Source organism: Luteibacter rhizovicinus (assembly GCF_004342265.1).
GTDB lineage: Bacteria > Pseudomonadota > Gammaproteobacteria > Xanthomonadales > Rhodanobacteraceae > Luteibacter > Luteibacter rhizovicinus_B.
This window is the reverse complement of record NZ_SMCS01000005.1, coordinates 1-24,087: the sequence shown is the minus strand read 5'-3', so window position 1 is coordinate 24,087 and position 24,087 is coordinate 1. Positions and strand designations below refer to the sequence as shown.

At 62.8% G+C, this 24,087-nt stretch carries 19 protein-coding genes and 1 tRNA gene; 6 read left to right on the top strand and 14 right to left on the bottom strand.

What is annotated here, in order from left to right; genetic code table 11:
* Nucleotides 1-75: 75 nt before the first annotated feature.
* From aceE to EC912_RS13000, 3 genes are all read left to right on the top strand, one after another.
* Nucleotides 76-2,748 carry a pyruvate dehydrogenase (acetyl-transferring), homodimeric type gene (gene aceE / locus EC912_RS13010; protein WP_132144744.1) on the top strand — a complete coding sequence of 891 codons (2,673 nt, stop codon included), beginning with the start codon at nucleotides 76-78 and terminating at the stop codon, nucleotides 2,746-2,748.
* A 48-nt stretch (nucleotides 2,749-2,796) separates the two neighbouring features.
* Nucleotides 2,797-4,152 carry a dihydrolipoyllysine-residue acetyltransferase gene (gene aceF, locus EC912_RS13005; RefSeq protein WP_279389035.1) on the top strand — a complete coding sequence of 452 codons (1,356 nt, stop codon included), beginning with the start codon at nucleotides 2,797-2,799 and terminating at the stop codon, nucleotides 4,150-4,152.
* Nucleotides 4,153-4,338: 186 nt separating this feature from the next.
* The gene (locus EC912_RS13000; RefSeq protein ID WP_132144740.1) at nucleotides 4,339-4,587 is read left to right on the top strand and encodes a hypothetical protein; all 249 of its coding nucleotides are present in this window, start codon (nucleotides 4,339-4,341) and stop codon (nucleotides 4,585-4,587) included.
* Nucleotides 4,588-4,883: 296 nt separating this feature from the next.
* On the opposite strand, the gene EC912_RS12995 is transcribed toward EC912_RS13000, so the two are convergent.
* The 13 genes from EC912_RS12995 to ald form a co-directional block, all read right to left on the bottom strand.
* The gene (locus tag EC912_RS12995; protein ID WP_132144738.1) at nucleotides 4,884-5,426 is read right to left on the bottom strand and encodes an RHS repeat domain-containing protein; all 543 of its coding nucleotides are present in this window, start codon (nucleotides 5,424-5,426) and stop codon (nucleotides 4,884-4,886) included.
* Nucleotides 5,427-5,520: 94 nt separating this feature from the next.
* Nucleotides 5,521-6,483 (bottom strand): hypothetical protein, encoded by a 963-nt coding sequence (locus EC912_RS12990; protein WP_132144736.1) that lies wholly within the window; start codon nucleotides 6,481-6,483, stop codon nucleotides 5,521-5,523.
* A 361-nt stretch (nucleotides 6,484-6,844) separates the two neighbouring features.
* Nucleotides 6,845-6,934, bottom strand: a tRNA-Ser gene (locus EC912_RS12985).
* Between the two features lie 47 nt (nucleotides 6,935-6,981).
* Nucleotides 6,982-8,262: a serine--tRNA ligase gene (serS, locus tag EC912_RS12980; RefSeq protein WP_132144734.1), complete on the bottom strand. Its 1,281-nt coding sequence runs from the start codon at nucleotides 8,260-8,262 to the stop codon at nucleotides 6,982-6,984.
* A gap of 76 nt (nucleotides 8,263-8,338) precedes the next feature.
* The gene (locus EC912_RS12975; RefSeq protein WP_132144732.1) at nucleotides 8,339-8,779 is read right to left on the bottom strand and encodes an SRPBCC family protein; all 441 of its coding nucleotides are present in this window, start codon (nucleotides 8,777-8,779) and stop codon (nucleotides 8,339-8,341) included.
* 30 nt (nucleotides 8,780-8,809) lie between these two features.
* Nucleotides 8,810-9,382 carry a hypothetical protein gene (locus EC912_RS12970; RefSeq protein ID WP_132144730.1) on the bottom strand — a complete coding sequence of 191 codons (573 nt, stop codon included), beginning with the start codon at nucleotides 9,380-9,382 and terminating at the stop codon, nucleotides 8,810-8,812.
* Nucleotides 9,383-9,677: 295 nt separating this feature from the next.
* The gene (locus tag EC912_RS12965; RefSeq protein ID WP_132144728.1) at nucleotides 9,678-11,015 is read right to left on the bottom strand and encodes a replication-associated recombination protein A; all 1,338 of its coding nucleotides are present in this window, start codon (nucleotides 11,013-11,015) and stop codon (nucleotides 9,678-9,680) included.
* Nucleotides 11,016-11,253: 238 nt separating this feature from the next.
* Entirely contained in the window at nucleotides 11,254-12,618 is a 1,365-nt protein-coding gene (locus EC912_RS12960; RefSeq protein WP_132144726.1) for a DUF3999 family protein, read from the bottom strand.
* On the bottom strand, nucleotides 12,608-15,358 hold the full coding sequence (locus EC912_RS12955) for a DUF2339 domain-containing protein (RefSeq protein ID WP_132144724.1): 2,751 nt from the start codon (nucleotides 15,356-15,358) through the stop codon (nucleotides 12,608-12,610). Before EC912_RS12955 ends, EC912_RS12960 begins: the two co-directional genes overlap by 11 nt.
* Before the next feature lie 76 nt (nucleotides 15,359-15,434).
* Nucleotides 15,435-16,085, bottom strand: coding sequence for an outer membrane lipoprotein chaperone LolA (gene lolA / locus EC912_RS12950; protein WP_132144722.1), 651 nt, complete (start codon nucleotides 16,083-16,085; stop codon nucleotides 15,435-15,437).
* Nucleotides 16,086-16,114: 29 nt separating this feature from the next.
* On the bottom strand, nucleotides 16,115-16,543 hold the full coding sequence (locus tag EC912_RS12945; RefSeq protein ID WP_132144720.1) for a hypothetical protein: 429 nt from the start codon (nucleotides 16,541-16,543) through the stop codon (nucleotides 16,115-16,117).
* A gap of 6 nt (nucleotides 16,544-16,549) precedes the next feature.
* Nucleotides 16,550-18,877: a DNA translocase FtsK gene (locus EC912_RS12940; RefSeq protein ID WP_132144718.1), complete on the bottom strand. Its 2,328-nt coding sequence runs from the start codon at nucleotides 18,875-18,877 to the stop codon at nucleotides 16,550-16,552.
* Nucleotides 18,878-18,909: 32 nt separating this feature from the next.
* Nucleotides 18,910-19,974, bottom strand: a complete 1,065-nt coding sequence (gene ald / locus EC912_RS12935; RefSeq protein WP_132144716.1) for an alanine dehydrogenase — start codon at nucleotides 19,972-19,974, stop codon at nucleotides 18,910-18,912.
* 206 nt (nucleotides 19,975-20,180) lie between these two features.
* On the opposite strand from ald, the gene trxB reads away from it, so the two are divergent.
* The 3 genes from trxB to aat are packed head-to-tail and all read left to right on the top strand — an operon-like array spanning nucleotide 20,181 to nucleotide 23,019.
* Nucleotides 20,181-21,140: a thioredoxin-disulfide reductase gene (gene trxB, locus EC912_RS12930; RefSeq protein WP_132144714.1), complete on the top strand. Its 960-nt coding sequence runs from the start codon at nucleotides 20,181-20,183 to the stop codon at nucleotides 21,138-21,140.
* Nucleotides 21,141-21,187: 47 nt separating this feature from the next.
* Nucleotides 21,188-22,321: a GNAT family N-acetyltransferase gene (locus EC912_RS12925; RefSeq protein WP_132144712.1), complete on the top strand. Its 1,134-nt coding sequence runs from the start codon at nucleotides 21,188-21,190 to the stop codon at nucleotides 22,319-22,321.
* Nucleotides 22,318-23,019, top strand: a complete 702-nt coding sequence (aat, locus tag EC912_RS12920; RefSeq protein ID WP_132144710.1) for a leucyl/phenylalanyl-tRNA--protein transferase — start codon at nucleotides 22,318-22,320, stop codon at nucleotides 23,017-23,019. Before EC912_RS12925 ends, aat begins: the two co-directional genes overlap by 4 nt.
* A 201-nt stretch (nucleotides 23,020-23,220) precedes the next feature.
* Here the strand turns inward: aat and EC912_RS12915 are convergent.
* On the bottom strand, nucleotides 23,221-24,087 hold an 867-nt coding region (locus tag EC912_RS12915; protein WP_132144708.1), incomplete at its 5' end, for a type II secretion system protein GspD.

Here is a 24,087-nt window from a genome sequence, read left to right as displayed (position 1 = left end):
TCCCGGGGCGTCTCCTTTCCAGTCCATGCCGTCGCTCCGTGCGATCAGCTCTATCCCATCTAATCGGAGGTCCCCATGAATCATCCTTTCGTGCAGCCCGACATCGATCCTGCGGAAACTCGCGAATGGGTCGAAGCATTCGAGGCGGTGACGAAAGCAGATGGGCGCGCTCGCGCGCATTACTTGATGGACCAGTTAAGCGACTTTGATGTCAGCCGCCATGGCGATCTTCATGGCAGGGTAACGACGGCATACGTGAATACGATTGCGCGGGAGCGGCAACCGGACTATCCAGGTGACCTCGCCATCGAGCGCCGACTGAATGCCTACATCCGCTGGAATGCGATGGTGATGGTGCTTCGGGCAGGCAAGCATTCCAACGTCGGCGGCCACATCGCCACCTATCAATCGGCCGCCGTGCTTTACGACGTGGGATTCGATCATTTCTTCCGCGGACGCACCGATACGTTTGACGGCGACATGGTGTACATCCAGGGCCACTCGGCACCTGGCATCTATGGCCGAGCGTTTGTCGAGGGCCGCATTAGCGACGCGCTGATGGACAACTTTCGACGCGAATCGGCGGTCGCGGGATTGTCCTCCTATCCGCACCCCCGCCTGATGCCCGACTTCTGGCAATTCCCCACCGTGTCCATGGGGCTGGGACCGCTGACCGCCGCTTACCAGGCCCGCTACATGCGCTACCTGGAGTATCGCGGCCTGAAGGAGCACCAGGGGCGCAAGGTCTGGGCCTTCCTCGGCGATGGCGAAATGGATCAGCCCGAATCCCTTGCGGCAATCTCCGTGGCCGGCCGCGAACGACTCGACAACCTGATCTTCGTCGTTAATTGCAATTTGCAGCGCCTTGACGGCCCGGTGCGCGGCAACGGCAAGGTGATCCAGGAGTTGGAGGGAACCTTCCATGCCGCCGGCTGGAACGTCATCAAGGTCATCTGGGGCGACGGATGGGATGCCCTCCTGGCGAAGGACACGAGCGGCCTTCTTCGCCAACGCATGATGGAATGTGTCGACGGCGACTATCAGACGTTCAAGTCGCAGAATGGCGCCTATGTCCGCGAGCATTTTTTCGGCAAGCACCCTGAATTGCTGACGTTGGTCGCCGACATGTCCGACGATGACATCTGGAAGCTCACGCGCGGCGGCCACGACCCCGAGAAGGTTTATGCCGCCTACTCGCAAGCAGCCAGCACCAGCGGGCGCCCCACGGTCATCCTGGCCAAGACCGTCAAGGGCTTTGGCATGGGTGAGGCGGGCGAAGGCCAGAACATCAATCACCAGCTGAAGAAGATGAGTGTGGACGCGGTACGCGCGTTCCGTGACCGCTTTGCCCTTCCCGTCAGCGATGCGCAACTGGAAGAGATGCCATATCTACGGCCTGCGCCGGACAGCGAAGAAGCGCGCTACTTCGCTGAGCGTCGCAGCGCCCTTGGTGGCCAGCTGCCCGCACGCCTCCATCAGACGCCGCCGCTGCCCATTCCGGCGCTATCGACCTTCGCCAGCCTCTTACAGGGAAGCGGCGAGCGCGGGCAGTCCACCACCATGGCGTTCGTGCGCATCCTGAGTACGCTGCTGAAAGACCCTAATCTCGGCAAGCTCGTTATCCCTATCGTTCCGGATGAATCACGCACGTTCGGCATGGAAGGATTGTTCCGCCAGATCGGCATCCACTCCTATCTTGGGCAGCTTTACACCCCGCAGGACGCAGGACAGCTGAGCTATTACAAGGAAGCCAAGGACGGGCAGATTCTGCAGGAAGGCATCAACGAATCGGGCGCCATTTCGTCGTGGATCGCAGCAGGCACGTCCTACAGCAACCATGCGTTGACCACGATCCCGTTCTACATCTTCTATTCGATGTTTGGATTGCAACGCGTGGGCGATCTGGCATGGGCGGCGGCCGATGCAAGGACACGCGGCTTCCTGCTGGGTGCGACGTCTGGGCGAACCACTCTGATGGGTGAGGGCTTGCAGCATGACGACGGCCATAGCCACGTGCTGTCGTCCGTCATTCCCAGCTGCATCTCGTACGACCCGACATTTGCCTACGAGCTTGCCGTCATCGTGCAGGATGGCATGCGCCGCATGTTCGTGGAACAGGAAGACATCTACTACTACATCACGATTCTCAACGAGAACTACCCTCATCCCGCCATGCCGGATGGTGCGGAAGAAGGCATTCTCAAGGGACTCTATCTGCTGCGCGAAGGCAGCAAGGCATCGAAGAAAACCCCGCGAGTGCAGCTGATGGGTAGCGGCGCCATCCTCAACGAGGTGTTGGCGGCAGCCGATCTCCTTGAGAAGAACTACGGGGTTCTCAGTGATATCTGGAGTGCGACCAGCCTCACCGAGGTCCGTCGCAATGGCTTGGCCGCAGAGCGCTGGAACATGCTCCACCCGGAAGCCGAGCCACGCGCTCCCTACGTGCAAACGTGCCTTGCCGGCCGCCATGGGCCCGTGGTTGTCGCTACCGACTACATGAAGATTGTGAGTGACCAGATCCGCCCTTTCATCCATGGCCGTCGCTTCGTCGCGCTGGGTACGGATGGCTTCGGCCGCTCTGATACGCGGGCGTCGCTGCGAACCTTCTTTGAAGTAGATCGGCACTTCGTAGCCTTGGCAGCGCTAAAGGCTCTCGCGGATGATGGACAGGTGCCACGCTCCCTCGTTGTCCATGCGATCCAGGCTTTCGGCATCGATCCCGAAAAGGCCGATCCAGCGGCGGTGTGACGCGAGTTGCCGTAGCGATCCGACACAGGCGCCAATGCATGGCGCGCGATCCCAGAGACACGTATGGACAACCTCAAAGAAGTGCGCGTGCCGGACCTTGGCGGCGCCCACGACGTCCCCGTCATCGAGTGGCTCGTCAAAGTCGGCGATCGCGTCGCGGTTAATCAGGGCATCATCACACTCGAGTCGGACAAGGCCACCATGGAGGTACCCTCGTCCATGGCCGGTATCGTCAGGGAATTGAAGGCGCACCTCGGCGACATTCTTTCCGAAGGTAACGTGATCGCGCTGATCGAAGTGAGCGACGCCACTGTGGACATCGCAACATCGGTCGCTGATGCAAGGCCTCCCCACGAAGCCGATGCGGCACCCTTGGTGAGGCGGGTTGCAATCGCCGCTACCGAGCCAGCCGAAAAGCCGCGCATCGAGAATAGTCAGGCAAGCGCGAGATGGGATGCATCTTTCGTCGTGCCCGGCGACGCTCCATATGCAAGTCCCACCGTGCGCCAGTTGGCCCGCGAACTGGGCGTGGAGTTGGCCCAAGTCACAGGCACCGGGCGCAACGGTCGCATGCTGCGCGGCGACGTGGAGACCTACGTACGAACCGCGTTGTCCGTTGATAGCAGACGCATCGAGACTACGGCTTCACAAGCACTTGGCGGAGGGCTGAATCTCCAGCCTTGGCCAAACATCGACTTCGCCAAATTCGGCGCTATCGAAACGCAGTCACTCAGCCGTATCCAGAAAGTATCTGGGGCTAATCTTTCCCGAAGCTGGGTGGTCGTGCCGCATGTCACCCAGCACGACCATGCTGACGTCACGGACCTCGAAGCATTCCGCGTACAACTCAATCGGGAGACGGAGAAGGATGGCACCAAAGTCACCATGCTGGCCTTCCTGATCAAGGCATCCGTCGTCCTTCTCAAGCGCTTTCCACACGTCAATGCCTCCCTCGACGAGAGCGGCGACACATTGATCCTGAAGAAGTACTACCACGTTGGCTTTGCGGCCGACACGCCACGGGGCTTGGTCATGCCGGTGCTACGTGATGCTGATAAAAAGGGTATCCGCGAGATTGCGCGGGAAACGGCGTCGCTCGCTACCAACGCGCGCGATAGCAAGCTCGGTCCCGCCGACATGCAGGGTGGCTGCTTCTCGATCAGCTCGCTGGGTGGCATCGGCGGCACCGCCTTCACACCCATCGTGAATGCTCCGGAGGTAGCCATCCTCGGCGTTTCCAAGTCGTCCATCCAGCCGGTGTGGGACGGCACCGCGTTTCGCCCGCGCCTTCTGCTTCCTCTCTCACTGTCCTACGACCATCGCGTCATCGATGGCGCAGCTGCGGCACGCTTCACCGCTGAACTTGCCCAGCTACTCGGCGACTTTCGCCGCGCGTTGCTGTGAATGACGCCCGGCTCGCGTCATTCCCGACGGAAAGGTATTTCCCCAAACCCCGCAGAAAGGACCAGCCCAGTGACCATCCAGCTCTATGGCTTCTGGCGTTCGAATGCAGCCTATCTCCTCTTTATACAGAGATAGGATCCATCGTTTTTATCGGTACATCCAGCCACGCTTCACGAGGAGTTGCCCATGATCATCGCCGTGTTCCTTGATACCTCCAATAACGTCAGAACCGAGCACGTTGCGGAGGCTCCCGAGTTACTCCAGCGCGATGGGCACTGGTATTCGTTGCGCGGTGGCCCGCGCCAACCGCAGCCGACAGACCGTGCCTGGGACCCAGTGGCTGTTTATGCCTCCGACGAACTGACAGAAGAGGAGTTCCAGGACCTCTTCGAGCTCAATAGAAAGCGCATACCGGAATTGAATTTGAAGTACTGACTTCACCTACGCAAAAGAAGTCCATTTCAAAGCCTGAAGATCGACAATGGCTTCTGCTGTTGGAGTGGCTAGTCGATAAGCTGGCGATGTCAGCTTTCACCCAAGGTGGACACTCCTGTCGCGACCGCGCTGATCATCGGTTAGACCTTTTCTCCACGACAGGCATCGATAGTTCAACGAACAAAGGGGTCGAACAAAGCGGTCAGAGTCATTTATCGAGAGCTCGTTGCACCGCTAGACTCAAAAAATCACTCTGCCCCCTTTGATCCTTTTTGTTCCGCCGTCTTTCCGCCCACTCAACCGAGGTGGTCTCTCCAGTCCAGTAGCATCTTGACTATTTCCGAATCGCGAGATTTATTGGGGCTCAACCCCATATGCTCAGTGCTTAGCCAGTGGAGATAGGCGATCGAGATGAACTGCCTCTTGTCGTCATCTGAGCCAGTCAGTCTTATCTCGCGACCGTCCAAGTCGACGAAACGCATTGGGTTGTCATTGGCATACGCCATGCGATTAAAGTTAAACATGTCGCCGGCTTTTGCGGATTTCGGGTCGGTGCTCAAAAACCGACCTATCGAAGGATCAAAGTAGCGCGCCTGCATGTAGACGAAATCGGTGTCAGGATCGGCCACGTGACCTGTGTATCCGACACCTTCCGATCGATCAAGTACTGACCGCCCAAACGGACTGTGATCCAGTCGACCAGTAATGTTTCCAGCGATATCCGTTATCGCCAGAGGCGTTCCTTGCGGGTCCGTTAAATAATAGGTGACTTCCTCGGCACAGCAAATTGCAGTTGCGTTGAGCGCGAGAACTGCGAGAAAAATACTTGCTGGCTTCATTGGAATTGTCCTTAGTTAAAATGTTTCGTTGGTTCTGGAACCAAATGGTGTTCCCGAGTAAAAGGGGAAGAGTACGGCGATCCATCATTGCTAGTCACTCAAGAAAATGTTCCCGCTGCGCATACCACCACCGCCCCCAAACAAACAGAACAACCACACTAAAAAAACCCATAATCGCCACCGGCGTCCACTCGCCACCGAAGCCACCCATCGTCAACAGAAAGAACGGCTGAAACGCTGCAGCACTCGCAAACACCACGAACCCCATGCGCCAGGCGAACAAACTACGTCGATAGACGCCGAACGCCATCGCAAGCAAGAAGACCCCGTAAACACCTGCCATAAAACGTAACCGCACGTCCGTATAGTGCGTGATGATTTCGCCGCGTGTGCCTCCCTGATACGACAGGATGCCCGTGATGGCGGAAGCGCAGACCAGCAACCCTGTGAAGCTAAGTCCTGCGGTTGCTAGCCGAATGAATCTGGAAGCGCCGTCTGCGGATGCTTTCGCGGCTAAGACCTGCCCCGACGTCGTTGTGACGCTGGATTTCTCCGCGCCTAAAGCCTTGCCTATGAGGTCACCAAGCCACACCGGATCGTTGCGTGAGAGCCATGCACCGAACCACATCAATGCTATGCCGAATGCGAGCATTCCGAGGCCCGAAAGCGACAGGACGCCACCGTTCAACGTCGACGTAGAACTGGACAGACTCGCTGCTGTGCCAAACGCGCAAATACCCATCCATATGGCCAGAAAAATCTTTACTGACCAGTGCATCCCGAACCGTCCGACAAGTACGACGCCCGATGCGTCGTGCTCGAACCGTCCGACAAATATAGGCTTGAATGAGTTGTTGACCATCGGGATAACGCGGTAAAGCGATACGCGCGATTCGGTGACGGTTCCTACCGCTCGCTCTTTCGAAACGGAGAACAAACCCGTTCCCCATCGACTTGTGGCGGCTTTCAGGCGTTCGACGGATTCGTTCATGCCGAAGGCGCTTTCGAACTTGATGGGGGGCGATCCTAGCCAGGCCTCTTTGAGCAGTTGGAACATTCGTTAGTCCTGCTTGGATGAGTTGAGGTGTCGCGATCGTTCGCTGATCGCACGCAGGGATCGCGGTCAAGCCCGTTCCTACGCAGAGCCTTTAGCTTTTGCGGTGTTTGGTGGGCTTTAGGAGCATGACAGCGCCCAGACCTACGATTACCCAGGCAATTGATTTGCACAAACCGATGGCGGCCGTGTCCTGATGGATATAGCAATGCATGGCGTCCTCCCCCTGTCCCCAATCCTTCGGTTCGCATCCACGCGATGAGAACAACGTGGATGCTCGCGACTACGCACTTCGTCTTGCTGCAAAGACTTGCTGCAAAGAAAAGGGCCGCGACATGCCTTGTCGCGACCCTTCTTTTGTACATGGCGGAGAGAGTGGGATTCGAACCCACGGTAGGCTCACACCTACGGCAGTTTTCAAGACTGCTGCCTTAAACCGCTCGGCCATCTCTCCAAATTTTCCGGGCGCCCCTGGCCACCCTGCCCGACGATTGTACCCGCTCAGGCGATAACTTCGAGTCCACCCATGTACTGGCGCAGTGCCTCGGGCACGGTGATGCTGCCGTCGGCTTGCTGGTAGTTCTCCATGACCGCGACCAGCGTGCGGCCGATAGCCAGACCCGAACCGTTGAGGGTGTGGACCAGTTCGGGCTTGCCGGTGGCGGGGTTGCGCCAGCGGGCCTGCATGCGGCGGGCCTGGAAGTCTTCGCAGTTGGAGCACGACGAGATTTCGCGATAGGTGTTCTGGCTGGGTAGCCAGACTTCCAGGTCGTAGGTTTTGGAAGCGGCGAAGCCCATGTCGCCGGTACATAGCTGGACTTTGCGGTACGGCAGCTTCAGCGCTTTCAGCACGGCTTCGGCGTGGCCGACCATTTCTTCCAGATGCGCGTAGCTGTTTTCCGGCGCGACGATCTGGACCATTTCGACTTTCTCGAACTGGTGCTGGCGGATCATGCCGCGGGTGTCGCGGCCGTAGCTGCCGGCTTCGGCGCGGAAGCACATCGACTGCGCCGTGAGGCGCATGGGCAGTTCGTCGGCTTCGACGATGCTGTCGCGCACCAGGTTGGTAAGTGCGACTTCGGCAGTCGGGATGAGGTAACGCTTGGCGTCGCCGACCTGCGTCGAGAACAGGTCTTCCTCGAACTTCGGCAACTGGCCGGTGCCCTGCATGCTGTCCGCGTTGACGATCAGCGGGACATTGCATTCCAGGTAACCGTGCTCGCGCGTGTGCAGGTCGATCATGAACTGACCGAGTGCGCGGTGCAGATGCGCGAGCTGGCCGCGCATGACGGTGAAGCGCGTGCCGCTGAGCTTGGCGCCGGCGTCGGCGTCGAGCCAGCCGTGGCGTTCGCCCAGTTCGACGTGATCCTTAACGTGGAAGTCGAACGCGCGAGGGTGTTCCCAGCGCAGAATTTCGACGTTGTCGTTTTCGTCCTTGCCCTTGGGCACGGACTCGTGCGGGATGTTGGGCAGGCCCAGCGAGATGTCGGCGAGCTTCGCCTGCACGTCGGCCAGCGCGTGTTCGTTGGCTTTGAGCTTGTCGCCGATGCCGGCGACTTCGGCCATCAGCGCGGCGACGTCCTCACCCTTGCCCTTGGCCATGCCGATGGCCTTGGACCGCGTGTTGCGCAGGTTCTGCAGTTCCTGCGTTTCGGTCGACAGCGTTTTGCGCTCGGATTCCAGGCGCTCGATCGTGGCGACGTCGAGTTCGAAATTCCGGGTGGCGCGAAGGCGTTCGGCCGTTTCGGCCAGTCGGCCGCGCAGGAGGGCGGGATCCAGCATGGGTCGGTTCCATCGGGGTAAGGCGTAGCCACGGATTATCGCTGTCGGACGCCCTTTGCCGCAACGAACGGGGCGATCAGTAGCGTAACTCGCGGTCCAGCGCCTTCAGAATCTTGAGCCAGCCCTCGATGCTGCGCTCTTTGTCCTCGGGCATGACGTCGTGGCCCAGCATCAGGAGGCAGCCTCCTGGGGTGGGTTCGATTTCGATGCTGACGTGGACGGAGCGCTCGTCCTGTTGCGGTACGGCGAAGGTAAAGCCCAGGATGATGGGGCGTTCGATGCGCGTGTATTCGCCGGTGTGCAGGATGTCTTCGCCGCGGCGCCGTTCGACGATGCGCCATTTACCGCCTTTTACGGGGTCGATGCTGACTTCGAGCATTTCGCCTTTCGGCGTGGCGAAGAGCCATTCGCCGGCCGTTTTCGGGTCGAGCCACGCGTCGAATACGCGTTCGGGTGTGGCTCTGAATTGGTATTCGACTTCGAGCATGTCCATGGTGTTGTGCGCTTCCCGCTGCATATGAAGGGTGCCGACGTTGGCGCAACGGGCTTACGAAGGCAAGCGGTCGCCGCGTCCCAGCCACCATGCCATGGCCGCACCGGCCAGCAGCCAGCCGAAACCCTGCTCCAGCAGCGAGCCGAAGGTGAAGGCCAGCGGGAAGCGGTACCAGTTCCAGTAAGGGACGCTGATGCTCAGCCAGGAGAAGACGCCGAAGGCCACCGCCAGCAAGACGCGGCGGCGGCGCACCGGGGTGCACCAGAGCATGCCGGCGGCGACAAGGATGGCGGCCAGCGTGTCGGATATCCACTGCGTGGGCAGCTCGCGGACCATGTTGGTCGAGTCCCTGCCCTGCGGCTGGTAGACGATGAAGGCATAGGGGTTGGCGGCGGAGCGCTCGGCGTATGCCTTCACGGAGGCGTCGTCGTGGCGCTTCATGTCGAACCAGGGGAGGACGTAGATGCCTTCCTGCTGCGGGAGACCGGCTCTCAGGGCATCGATTACCTGGCCTTCGGATGCCGGGGCGCGCATGGACAGTTCGCCGATGGGCAGGGCCATATGCGCGAAGGCGCCCCAGATGAACATCACGACGCCGCCTATCAGACCTGCGATGAGGATACGCATGGGACCGGCCTCCAGGTTGGGTTTCAGGCTCAGAGTACGCCGAGATTCGGGGGTTAGGTATGGGTCGTTTGGGCTAGGTGGGGAGCCGCTTCGCCGCTTCGTTGGCTTTCGCGCGCAGGCGCGCTCCCACAAAAATCCGGCTTCTGCGAGAGCGCCCGAGGCGGCGCTTTGGCAGGAGCTCGCTTGCGGGCTCCTACAGGGATAGCGAAACCTTGTTGCCTTTTGTGGGAGCGCGCCTGCGCGCTTGTGCCAAGCAAAAAATCAATGACGGTGCGATTCCTGCGAAGCGAAACGCTCAGTCCTTGCCCGAGCGGGCGGCCTTACGCGCGGCGCGCAGCGCCGCCAGCTTCTCGCGCAGCTTCGCTTCCAGCCCGCGCTCGACGGGCTCGTAAAACGTCATGTCGACCAGCTCGTCGGGCAGGCATTGCTGATCGAGCGCAACGCCGCCTTCCACATCGTGGTCGTACTGATAGCCCGTGCCGTAGCCAAGCCCTTTCATCAACTTGGTCGGCGCGTTGCGCAAATGCATGGGCACATCCAGCGTGCCCATCTGACGCACCGTGGCCTTGGCCTTGTTGTACGCCATGTAGGCCGCGTTGCTCTTCGGCGCAATCGCCAGCCAGATCGCCAGCTGCGCAAGACCCAGTTCACCTTCCGGACTGCCGAGACGCTCGTAGGTATCCCACGCATCCAGCGCCATGCGCCACGCGCGGGGTTCGGCCAGACCGACGTCTTCCACCGCCATGCGCGTCATGCGGCGCGCGAGGTAAAGCGGGTCGCATCCACCGTCGAGCATGCGCGTCAGCCAGTACACGGCGGCATCGGGATCGGACGAGCGCACGGATTTATGCAGCGCCGAAATCTGGTCGTAGAACTGCTCGCCGCTTTTGTCGAAGCGACGCGTGCGATCGGCCAGTACCTGCGTGAGCGTGACCTCGTCGATGCGATTGTCGATGGCGAGTTCGGAGGCGATCTCCAGCAACGTCAGCGCACGGCGCACGTCGCCATCGGCGGCCGAAGCGATCAGTTCGAGCGACGCATCGTCGACGTCCAGTGCCAGTTCGCCAAGGCCGTGTTCTTTATCGGCCAGCGCACGGCGCAGCGTACTGACTATGGCATCGCGACCGACCGCATCCAGCACATGCACGCGGCAACGCGACAGCAACGCGGAGTTGAGTTCGAACGAAGGGTTTTCGGTGGTGGCACCGATGAAGATGATGACGCCGCGTTCGATATGCGGCAGGAATGCATCCTGCTGCGTTTTATTGAAACGATGCACCTCGTCGACGAACAACACCGTCCGTCGACCCTGCGCGAAATTGCCTTCAGCTTCGGCCAGCGCCTTGCGCACATCCGGCAGACCGGACATCACGGCGGAGATAGCGCGGAAGTCGGCGTCCGCATAACGCGCCACCAGCAGGGCCAGCGTGGTTTTGCCGCAACCCGGCGGACCCCACAGGATCATCGAATGCACCCTGCCCGCTTCCAGCGCGCGGCGCAGCGGCTTGCCTTCGTCCAGCAGCCGCGACTGGCCCACGATCTCGTCGAGGACGCGCGGACGCATGCGCTCAGCCAGTGGCTTCAGCGCTTCGGGTTCGGCAAAAAGGCCGGGTTCGCGGAACTGGGACGACATGGCGGGCACGGGTGGCGTAACGAGCGGGCATTATCGCCGTTTCGTCGTGCACGTGGTCTCAACAGGCCAAAAACCTTGTAGGAGCCCGCTTGCGGGCGAAAGCCAACAGGGCGAGGAAGCCCGGCGCTCACATCCGCGAGCCCGGTCTATGGGCTGCGGATGTCGCGCACATCTTCACCGCTACGTTGGCTTTCGCCCGCAGGCGGGCTCCTACACATAACGTAACGTGGCGGGCGTTTCAGGGCGTCGTATCGCGGGGTTTACGCAGCAGACTGACCGCCATGCCGGCCACCAGGGCCGCACCGCCTATCAATACTACCCATAGCAGTGGCTTGGTCCAGTCATAGGGGACTTTCGGCGCCTCCAGCGCCGACGGGCCCGCCGCGTCCTGGCGTGGCCCGATCGTCGCGACGGCGGGCTTCCAGTCTTCCCCATTGGCCGTGCGCAGGCTGGTGATAGCGTCGGTTACCGGGTAATCCGGGCGACGGGCCATATAGCTGCCCGCCAGCAAACGGTAAGGCGCCTTGCCTTCGGGCAGGAAAACGAAGCGGTCGGGCACCCAACCGGCGGCCAGCTTCGGCGGCTTACGCAGCGCAACGGAACTGTGCAGGCGAATCACCAGCCGGCGTTTCGGCTCGAACGTCACGACGGGCTTGGCGTCGGCGCCGCCCTTGGTGACGGAGAGTTCTCCCAGCGCCTCGGCGAGTCCGTCCTCGGCGATCGAATGCACGTCGAAACGGGCAACGCTGTCGTCACTGTCCAGCGTTACGCGCACGGAATCGACCGGCAGCGCTGCTGGAAGGCGATAGTCGTAATCGACACCGCCCGTCTTGCTCGCCACGGGCACCGGTGTGGTGACCACGCCGTCCGCCCACTGACGCCGCTCGTCTTCGGTGCCGCCGGTATCGAGCACTTCTCCCGTGATCTTCACCGTCGACGCGGCGGCATCGCCGTCCGTCCAGGGCGCTTCGCCCTGCGTGATGCGAATGCGGAAATAACGCGCGGGCTCGCCGCCGATGCGCAGCGATCGCTCGTCGACCGTATCGTCGCCACGTTTCAGCGTAACGACCGGCATGTCGGTCGCGAGGCGGTCCCAGTGCTGCAGATCGTCGCTGCCTTCGACGTTCATCGAAATGCTGGCGTCCACACTCTGCGGCGCGAACAGCAAGGTATCGAGCGTGATGGAACGCTTCGCGTCGATCAGCCATTCGCTCGGCTTCGCGGACGCGGCGGCCTTGCCCGGATCGATGACGATATCGCCGTTGGCGTTGCGCTGGATGCGCGCACCCTCGGCTCCTTCCGCGGTCACGGGCACCGGCAACAGGCGTGCCGAAAATTCCACCGGCTTCGGCGAAGGCGGCGCGTCCGTATAACGTCCGAACGGAACGCCGCGACCATCCGCATCCGCCACGACGATGTCGGCAAGACCGGCATTCAGACGTGCCCACGCATACGCATCGGCAGGCAGATCGACAATATAGGCCGAGGCGCCGGGCGCGATGGTAAGCGGGTAGCCGTAGGCATAGTCGCCGACCGGGGCGGCATAGACACCCGTGGCAGCGGTCAGCAGGCCGATGCAGCAAACACGAAGGTCACGACGCATGGGACGACTCCGGAGGAAGGTTGGCGCTCTGGCGCGGCGGCGCCGGCGCGAAATAGCCGATGACGGTGCAAAGAAGACCGTAAGCGATAAACGAGGCGATGCCGAACAGGTTGCCCAGCTGCGCGCGGTCCACGATCAATAGTTTGGCGAGCACGATGCCCATCGTCGCGGCGCCGGCCAGCCAAAGCATACGCAGGCCGCGCTTCGATCCCCATACCCAGGCGACCACGCCGATCACGCTCCATACAACGGTCAGCGATAGCTGCGCCAGATGCGAAGAGAAAATCTCGCCGCCCCACGTTACGCCACCCAGTTGCGACACGGCACGCAGCGTGAAGCTGGTGGCGATGGCGAACGCCGCCGCACCCAGCGCGACCGGCCGGGCGCCACGCAAGGCAGCCGGCGTATCGGCATCCACGAACCAGCGGGCCAGCAGGAACAGCACGGCAAGCAGCAGGAGGTCGACCGGATTCACCACCGGAATAAACGGCAGCGGACCGGTATCGCCGCTGGCGAACAGCGCGCGCAATCCGATGCAGCCGGTAACGACCATGGAAGAAAATACCAGCGCGTTGCGCGTCGACGCTTCGAGCTGCGCCAACGGGAACGCCAGGTGTCGCGGCCATGCCAGCGACAGCGCGAGCAAGGCCAGCACCGGTACCAGGGGCACGACCAGCTGCCAGCCTTCGAGCAGCCAGTACGACGTGTCGATGGCCAGCGCGATGCCGATAACCAGCATGGCGACCCAGCGCCACCACCAGATGACATGTGCCGCGGCGGAAGCCAGCGTCTGCACGGCCAGCACGCGTAGCGTGCGCCATCCCGTCAGCGCGCCGATAACGACAGCGGCAAGCCAATAACCTGCGAAGGGCTGGATGCGCGCGCCAAAGGTCCAGAGGACGACGAGTACGCTGCCTGCGAGCAACAGCGGAACCATGTACGTGACCACGCCTCGCAACGCTGTTTGCACGACATGACGCGAGCCTTCGGCCACCAGCCACGCGGTGACCGCGAGAAGCACGAAGACCTGCGGTATCGCAAGCAACGGAGAATGCGTGAACCGGACCATCTCGGCGAACACGCCGCCAAGCCACCAGAGCATGGCCCAGAAGAAGAGTGCGACGGACGCGAATCGTGCGCCGCCCGACGTTCCCTTGCGGTCGAATTGCGACACGCTGAGGACAGCGGCCGCGACGAGCAGCAGTACGCCGATGAACGCCGCATTGAGTATCGGCGTCGCTGCGTAGTGATTGTCGAACAGACTCGACCACAACCAGCTCAGCGCGGCGAACATCTGCAAACCCACACCGCTGAAGCGCGGCAGTCGACGTCCCTGACGGAAGCCCAGCCAGACCAGTCCCGCTCCCTCCAGCGCGAACACGCTGGAAGTCACGCTGGCGCTGAGCGCCAGGGGCACGGCGATGGTCGCGAATGCGACGGCGAGTACGGCCCATGTTTCGCGCAGCACGACCATGTCGTCGCGACGGCGGACGGCCCATGCGATAGCGATGTAAATCACGGCGACGACCAGTGCCGACAACGCCAGCGGTTCGCCGCGCCACTCGAGCAGCGCGCCTTGCAGCAGCAGGCTGGCAAGTGGATTGCCGAACATCAGGCAGCCATCCAGAACGGCACGTTCGCGACGTGGCGAACGCAGCACGTGCAGCCACGGGATGACCAGATAGAACAGGAAGTTCAGGACCAGGAACGGCTCGGTACTGGCGAACAGTTCCGATCGATAACTCAATACGCCCCAGACCGTACCGACACCGAACGTCGCGATGAAGCCCAGTACATTGAGTACACGCCACGCACGCTTCCACGCGATGCCGAGGATAGCGACGTTGAGTACGGCGTAATAACTGAAAAGCGCGACGTGATTGCCGCTGCCCGTGGAGATGAGGATCGGTGTAGCGAAGCCGGCAATCAGACCGAGCACGGCCAGCGCGAGTGCATCCTGCAACACCGCAAGCACACCGATAGCCGCCACCAGCACGACCAACAGACCGAACGCGGCCATCGCCGGTACCAGGTCATACAGGCGATACGCGGCGAAGATGGTCATCACCAGCACGCCAATGGCGCCACCCTGCAACGACAGGGCGAAGCTGCGCCGCGATTCGCGGTGCTTCCAGCCGAAGGCGACACCCGCGATGGCGGCGATAGCGATCAGCGCAAGGCGCACGGGGATCGGCACGCTCAGGAAGCCCTGATCGGTGGCGTACTTCAGCGACGCCGCGACACCGGCGAAGAGGACGAGCATGCCGATCTTGACCGGCACGTTGCCTTCGGTGAACCAGCGCTTGATACGGTCCGCCAGCCAGTCGGCACCGGAAGGTCCGGCCGGCGGTACCGGCGCGGCGGGCGCGACGACCGCAGGCGGAGGCGAGACGCGCGCAGCCACGGGCACCGGCGCAGGAGGCGCAACAGGGCGAGGCACGGGCGGCGGTATCGACGCGGGCGGCGGCACGGCGGACACGGGAGGCGGAACGGCAGTCGCCGTCGGCCAGGCGCCCACGCCTTCGTCACGCACGGGTGGCGCCACGGGCGGACGCACTACTTCGACGGGAGTTACGGCATTCAGTTGATCGAACCGTCGACGGGTTTCGTCGAGGTCCTTGCGCAGGCCGCCGATGCGAGCCCACAACAGGCCTATCGCGAAACCGGCAACCGCCCCTTCGTAACCCTGCCCCACGAGGCCGCCGATAACGGCGCCCACGATCGCCCAGACGATATACATGCGTTAAACACTCCCTGTACGGCTCCCCGCCGCCCGGCGCAGTCTTGCACGGGCGCCGTTAAAGGGGGAAGCGGAATCAGTTCTTGATCGGTTGAGTCATCAGAACCGGCGCATCGCCGATCACGTCCGCGCCTTCCGGCGGGGTGAAGCTGAAGGTCCCGGCGGGAAGCGCCGCGTTGCGCACCCATCCGGCAAAACGAATTTCGGTCGTATTGCCCAGCTGATCGCGGAACATCATGCGTGCGAGGCCGTTGGCGTCGAACCCCAGGTCGGCGAAAGCGAACTGCGGGTCCTTGCCTGTCGAGGTAAGACGCAGCCAGGTCAGACCGTCGCGCTCGCCCTGCTCGGTGACCTTGAAATCGCGGTCGAGCTGGCTGATGTCGGTGAGGACGGTGAGCGGGCTCTGCGATTCCTCGGTGCTCTGCTTTCGCACCGTGACCTGTTCCAGATCGGGATCGAACAGCCATACGCGGCTGCCGTCGGCGACGATGGTCTGCTTGTACGGCGCCGTCGTTTCCCAGCGGAACTGCCGCGGCGCTTCCAGCGCCATGGTGCCCGAGCTGGTCTTGCCTGGATCGCCGTTGGCCGACGACATTGTCTGACTGAACCGGCCCGAGAGCGAATGCAGCCCCTTGGCGAAGGTATCCAGCCGCTCGCGCGCGGCACCCGCCGCCACGGCGGAAAGGCTGCACAGGGACAGGACGAGCATCAATGCCAGGCGTTTCATGGAATGGGTTCTCTGGGATGTCGGCGAGATCATGCGCGGTCGCTTTCGAACAATGCCTTAAGCATATCGATGGCCTCGGCCGGCGAGATCTTGCCGGCCTGCATCTGGGCGTTGATGTCGGCAATGGCCTTGCCGTCGCGGTGCCAGAACGGCGCATCGTGCGTGGCCACGTGGGCCGGCCGGGCTTCGTTGCCGTACAGGTGAACCTCGGCGATTTCCGGCTGCTCGGCGAAGATCACCTGCAGCGCGTCGTCGATACCGTTGGTATGACCGCTGGGATAGTCGCGCACGATCGTGCACCACTTGCCCTCGCCACGCAGTTCCACGCCCGGGATCGACGGGTTCAGTTCGAAAATGGTGGCGACTTCGTCGAGCACCTCGGCCGACGGCTCGAGGTCGCCCGAAACGAGCAGGGTCCAGGGACGTTTACGAAACGCGCCCGCTTGATTCGCATGCATGATGCATCAGTCCTTCGGAGGCGGTGGCGCGAGTACTTCGCGGTTGCCGTTGTGCTGGGGTGCCGACACGATGCCTTCCTGTTCCATCTGCTCGACCAGCCGCGCGGCGCGGTTGTAACCGATGCGCAGATGACGCTGCACGCCGGAGATCGATGCACGACGGGTTTCGGTGACGATGCGAACGGCACGGTCGTAGAGCGCGTTGTCGCTGTCGCTATCGCCGTCGCTTTCCTGCGGCAGGCCCGAGTCGTTGATGAACTTGCCGTCGGATGTGGACTGGACTTCTTCCAGCACACCTTCGACATAATTCGGCGCACCCTGCGCACGCAGCCATTCGACGACGTTATGCACTTCGTGATCGTCGACGAACGCCCCATGGACGCGCTCGGGCGTGGCGGTGCCCGGCGGCAGATAAAGCATATCGCCGTGACCCAGCAGCGCTTCGGCGCCGGACTGGTCGAGGATGGTGCGCGAGTCGATCTTGGACGACACCTGAAACGCGATACGCGTCGGGATGTTCGCCTTGATCAGACCCGTGATCACGTCCACCGACGGACGCTGCGTGGCCAGGATCAGATGCACGCCAGCCGCACGCGCCTTCTGCGCGAGACGGGCGATGAGTTCTTCGACCTTCTTGCCGACGATCATCATCATGTCGGCGAATTCGTCGATGATGATGACGATATGCGGCAGCGGCTCCAGCGGTTCGGCGGCCACGCCCGGCATGTCGGGATTGGCGCGGAACAGCGGATCGAGCAGCGGCTGGCCCGACGATTCGGCGTCGCGCACTTTCTTGTTGAAGCCGCCGAGATTACGTACGCCCACGGCAGCCATCAGCTTGTAGCGGCGCTCCATTTCGGCCACGCACCAGCGCAGGGCGTTGGCGGCTTCCTTCATATCGGTGACGACCGGCGCGAGCAGATGCGGAATACCTTCGTAGACCGAAAGCTCCAGCATCTTCGGATCGATCATGATCATCCGCACGTCTTTCGCGCTGGCCTTGTACAGCAGGCTGAGCACCATCGCGTTCACCGCGACGGATTTACCCGAGCCCGTGGTACCGGCCACCAGCAGATGCGGCATCTTCGCCAGATCGGTGACGACCGCCTTGCCGCCGATGTCCTTGCCGAGCGCAAGCGCGAGCGGCGATTTCATCTGATCGTATTTTTCCGAACGAAGGATCTCGGACAGATAGACGATCTGCTTCCGGGTATTCGGGATTTCCAGGCCGATGACATTCTTGCCCGGAATGACGTCGACCACGCGCACGCTGACCACGGAAAGGCCGCGCGCGATGTCCTTGTCGAGGCTGGACACCTGGCTGCCGCGCACGCCGGCGGCCGGTTCCAGTTCGAAACGGGTGATGACCGGGCCCGGATAGACGCCGACCACCTTCGCTTCGATGCGGAAGTCCTTGAGCTTCAGCTCCACCTGACGCGACAGGACTTCGAGGGTTTCCTCGGAATAGCCCGGCCCCTGCGGCGGCGCTTCGTCCAGCAGCGACAGCGGCGGAATCTCACCCTGTACCGACGGACCGGTGAACAGCGGAATCTGGGTTTCGCGCGTGGCGCGTTCGCTTTTGACCACCATGGGCGCGGGCGTTTCGATACGCACGGGCTCGCGTCTGGCCTGTTTGACGGCTTCGGCTTTCTTGACGACTTCGCGTTCGGCACGCGCGGTGCGCGCGGCCATGACATCCGGTGCCTTGCGCATCTTGCCGCCGAACCAGCCGCCGAAACGCACGACGCCCTGCCCGGTCGTATCCATCAGACGGAACCAGGACAGACCGGTGGCCAGCGTCACGGCGACGAGGAAGATGGCGAGCAGCAGCAGCGGTGCGCCGGTGTCGCCGAATGCCCTGAGTACGCCGCTACCGACCCACTTGCCCACGATGCCGCCGGGACCTTCCGGCAGCACGGGAAAATGCAGGTTCAGATACACCAACGCGGGGCCGGTGATAAAAAAGAAGACAAATCCGATGAGACGCAGCGACGGCTCCCAGGGAGCCACGTCGCGCTCGCCGCGATGCCGCAGCACCTGCACGCCAAGGGCGAGCAGGAGCAGCGGGAAGCAGTACGAGACCAGTCCGAAAATGTAGCGCAGCAGGTTGGCGATGTTCGCGCCGACCGCACCACCGAAGTTGGTGGCGCGCTCGGCTTGCCCCATGTGACCCCAGCTGGGGTCCTGATCGTTGTAGCTGATCAGGCAGACAAGGAGGTACAGGGCAAGCGGCAACAGCAGCAGCGCCCCGGCTTCGCGCAGGCGCCGCTTCAGCTCGTCGCTGAGACCGGCACCCTTGCTCTCTTTCTTTACGACCTTCGCGCTGCGCGCCACGTATCAGCCAGCCTCGTTCTGCGGACGGGGCATCATGCCATGCCCTTGAGGGCCGGGTGCACGATATGACCGCCTTCGATGTTGATACCGGCCGCGAGCGGCGCGTAGTCGCGCCATTCCTTGCCGGCGGCCAGACGCTGCACGTACGGCAGGATAGCGGCCGAAATGGCCTGCGACGAGGTCTGCGGCACGGCGCCCGGCATGTTGGTGACGCAGAAATGCGTCACGCCGTGCACGTCGTACGTCGGCGCCTTCCAGGTGGTCGGACGCGAGGTTTCGAAGCAACCGCCCTGGTCGATGGAGATATCGATCAGCACGCTGCCCTTTTCCATGGTCTTGACCATGTCTTCGGTCACGACGCGCGGGGCCTTGGCGCTGGGGATCAGCACGGCGCCTACCACGATGTCGGCCGTGGCGACTTCTTCGGCGACCGACGACTCATAGGCATACAGCGCGGTGACGTTGGGGCCAAGGGCCATCATTTCGGCCATGCGGTCCGGACGCTTGTCGAACACGACGACGTTGGCACCGGCCGAGGCGGCCAGCGCGGCGGCGTTGCCACCGGCGGCGCCGGCACCCAGCACGACGACCTTGCCGCGCGGCGTGGAGGCCATGCCGCCCAGCAGCTTGCCCTTGCCGCCGTTGGGCTGGTGCAGGAGCGTGGTGCCGATCTGGGTGGCGATGCGGCCGGCGATGACCGACATCGGCAGCAGCAGCGGCAGGGCGCCGTTCTCGTCGACGGACTCGAAGGCGACGCCGGTCAGGCCGATGTCGAGCAGCGACTTGGTCAGCGCCGGCTCGGCGGCCAGATGCAGGTAGCAGAACAGCAGGTGGTTCTTCTTCAGGAGCTTCAGGTCGCCCTCGATGGGCTCCTTCACCTTCACGATGAGTTCGCCGGCGTCGTACAGCGCGGCGGCATCGGCGACGACCTTCACGCCGACGTTGGAGTAATCAGCGTCGCTGAAGCCGCTCTTGGAGCCGGCGCCAGCCTGGATGAACACCTCATGGCCACGGCGCACGAGATCGGCGGCGGCGGCGGGAACGAGGGCAACGCGGCCTTCGAGGGTTTTGGTTTCGGAGGGGATACCGATACGCATCGTGACGATCCTGAAAAGACAGAGTTAGCCACCATGTGTGGTCATGGAGGCACCTTATGGAGCGAACGTCTTGAATCGCACGCCAGTCTTCCCCATTCTTCCGGGTCGACACTTTCTCACCACACCTCGATACGGCCTGAACTTAACGCCGCAAGAGGCGAGCGGTACGACTGAAACACGCCGCCAGCAAACCTGAAGGATTATACATGAGCACCCCCAAGCACAGCCGTTTGCTGATCCTCGGCTCCGGTCCGGCCGGTTATACCGCTGCCGTGTACGCGGCGCGCGCCAACCTGAAGCCGACGATGATCACCGGCCTGGCCCAGGGCGGACAGCTGATGACCACGACGGAAGTCGACAACTGGCCGGGCGACGAAAAGGGTGTTCAGGGTCCGGAACTGATGCGCCGCATGGCCGAACATGCCGAGCGCTTCGAAACCGAGATGGTTTTCGACCATATCCATAGCGTCGACCTGGCCAAGCGCCCGTTTGCCCTGAAGGGCGATGCGGGCGAGTACACCGCCGACGCGCTGATTATCACCACCGGCGCCACGGCCAAGTACCTGGGCATCGCTTCGGAAGAGAAGTTCAAGGGCCGCGGCGTCTCCGCCTGCGCTACCTGCGATGGTTTCTTCTTCCGCGATCAGGACGTCGTCGTGGTCGGCGGCGGTAATACGGCCGTCGAAGAGGCGCTGTATCTGTCCAATATCTGCCGCAAGGTTTATCTCGTGCATCGCCGCGACAAGCTGCGCGCCGAAAAAATCATGCAGGACAAGCTCTTCCAGAAGGAAGCCGCCGGCAAGATCGAACTGCTCTGGAACCATGCGGTCGACGAAGTACTTGGCGACGCCTCCGGCGTCAACGGCGTGCGCGTGAAGGACGTGAACACCGGCACGAAGCGCGACCTCGAGGTCACCGGTTTCTTCGTGGCCATCGGCCATACGCCGGCCACGGGCATTTTCGAAGGCCAGCTCGACATGCGCGACGGCTATATCAAGATCAAATCGGGCATCGACGGCATGGCCACCTCCACTTCGGTCCCGGGCGTGTTCGCCGCGGGCGATGTCGCCGACCATGTCTACCGCCAGGCCGTGACCTCGGCCGGCTTCGGCTGCATGGCCGCGCTGGACGCCGAACGCTGGCTCGACCAGCAGAACCTGATCTGACCCGTTCCGGGCCCCGCCACCGCGCGGGGCCCGGTAACCGGCACGTCATGACGGACGTACGCTTCCTCGACGGTCTCTCCTCCATCGTCGCCGACGACTGGAACCTCCTCGTGCCGGACGGCAATCCCTTTGTCTCGCACGCATTCCTGCATGGCATGGAATCGAAGGGCTGCCTGCGCGAGGACTACGGCTGGAAGCCATACCATCTGGCGATCTACGAAGGCTCGCGTCTCGCCGCTGCCGCGCCCATGTACCTCAAGGGCAATTCGCACGGCGAATTCGTATTCGACTGGAGCTGGGCGTCCGCATGGGAGCGTGCCGGCGGGGACTACTACCCGAAGTTGCTGGTCGCATCGCCCTACTCGCCCGTTCCGGGACCGCGCCTGCTCGTCGCCGACACGCCCGTCGCCGAAGTGCTGCGCAATCAGCTCACGGCCGCGATGACCGACGAAGCCGACCGGCTGGGACTGTCCTCGATTCACGCCAACTTTCTCGCCGAGGCGGATCTCGACGCCTTCGACGATCGCTGGCTCGCCCGTTCGGACTGGCAGTTCCATTGGCACAATCGCGGCTATGCCGACTTCGCCGACTTCCTCGGCGCGCTGACGTCGAAGAAGCGCAAGAACATTCGCCAGGAGCGCAGCCATGCGCATGCGTCCGGGCTGACGATCGAAATGCGCGGTGGCGACGAACTCGACGACGCCGCATGGCGGCAGATTCATCAGTTGTACGAATCGACGTTCGATATGAAGGGCAACCATGCCGCGCTGACGCTGCGTTTTTTCCAGTACATGGGTCGCAGCATGGGCAAAGGCGTGCAGATCGCGCTGGCCCGGCATGAGGATCGCATCGTCGCGATGGCACTTTTCCTGCGCGGTGGCGACGCGTTGTACGGACGCTACTGGGGAGCCAGCGTCGAGGTCTCCGGACTGCATTTCGAACTCTGTTACTACCAGGGCATCGAATACTGCATTCGCGAAGGCATTGCGCGATTCGAACCCGGCGCACAAGGCGAACACAAACTCGCGCGCGGTTTCCTGCCGACGCAGACGCACTCGCGGCACTACATCGCGCACGAAGGTTTTCGCCGCGCGGTCGGCGATGCGCTGGCGCATGAAGCCGAGGCACGCGAGGCCTATCGCGACGAACTGATGCAGCACTCGCCGTACGCCGACCGATGATCCGCCTGCCGCGATTGCATCCCGCGCTTCCGGACGTCTTTCCCGATCCGGAGGACTCGCTCGACGAGCCGAATGGCTTGCTTGCCTTTGGCGGCGATCTTTCGCCCGAGCGGCTGGTAGCGGCGTATTCGCAGGGCATTTTTCCCTGGTTCAACGAAGACGAACCGATCCTCTGGTGGTCGCCCGATCCGCGTTGCGTGTTTCGTACCGATGGATTGCATGTGAGTCGCAGTCTTCGGCGACAGCTGCGTCGCGATGGCTGGACGGTCACCGCCGATCGCGCGTTCGCCGAGGTCATGCGTGCGTGTGCCGCACCGCGTGCGGGGCAACCGGGTACGTGGATCGGCGAGGACATGTTCATTGCTTACAGCGAGCTGCATGCGCGTGGTTATGCGCATAGCGTCGAAGTGTGGGATGGCGATGCGTTGGTCGGCGGGCTGTATGGCGTCGCTATCGGTCGGCTGTTTTGCGGCGAGTCGATGTTCAGTGCGCGCACCGGCGGTTCCAAGGCGGCGCTGGTGGGACTTTGCGATTTGCTACGCGAATGGGAGTTTCCGCTGCTCGATGCGCAGGTGACGAACGATCATCTGTTGAGCATGGGAGCGATCGAGATTCCGCGATTGGAGTTCGTCGCGGCAGCGCGGCGATTGAGCGCGCTGCCGGGAAAACCCGGCACCTGGCGAGACGTGATTTTGTAGGAGCCCGCTTGCGAGCGAAAGCCCACGAAGCGGCGATGCCATGCGTGACATCCGCAGTCCGTAGATCGGGCTTGCGGCGGGGAGCCTCCGTCGTCCTCGCTCCGTCGGCTATCGCGCGCAGGCGCGCTCCCACAGAGAGCAGAGTGCGCGCGGTTGATCTCTGGGGGAGCGCGCCTGCGCGCGATGCCGACGAAGCGCGGCTTACGGCCGCGCCGGCAGCGTCTGCACGGGCGTCGTCTGCACCCCGGCACGCGGCACCGCCGCCGGCAACAGCGGCCGCAGCGATTCGAACTTGCGCTGGTACTCGTCCGTCACCTGCTTGGCTTCCTCCCCGTTGCTCACCACCCGCGGCGTGATCAGCACAATCAGCTCCGTGCGGTTGCGGCTGCGCGTGGTCGTGCCGAACAACCGGCCCACGATCGGCAACTTGTTCAACCCCGGAATCCCCGTGTCGCTCTGGTTCTCGTCCTGCTTGATCAACCCGCCCAGCAACACCGTCTGCCCGCTCTGCACCGCCACCTGCGTGGCCACCTCGCGCTGCTGGATCGGGAAGTTCCCGGTCGTGGTGTCCTTCACCCCCGGCGCACTGACCACCTGACTGATGTTCATGTAAACCAACCCGCCCGGGTTCACTCGCGGGCGCACGTTCAGGATCACCCCGGTGTCCAGGTACTGGACCTGGCCGATCTGGTTGTTCGTGCTGCCCGTGGTGTTGATATAGGTCTGGTTGACCGGGATCTGGTCGCCCACCTGGATGTGCGCCTTCTGGTTGTTCAGCACCACCAGCGAGGGCGCCGACAGGATCTTCGCGTTGCCGCTGGTCTCCATCGCCCGCACCGCCACCGACAGGTCGTTGTTGGTGAACGAGTAGAAGAAACTGTTCGCCGGGTTGTACACGTTGCCGCCGTTGCCCAGCGCCCCCTGCCGCTTGTTCCCCGGCTGGCCGACCGAGCCGTTGGTCCCCCCGGCCAGCCCTTCCAGATACCACTGCACGCCGAAGGTGAACTCCCCGGTCAGGGTCACTTCCAGAATCCGCGTCTCGATCTGCACCTGCAAGGGCACCGCATC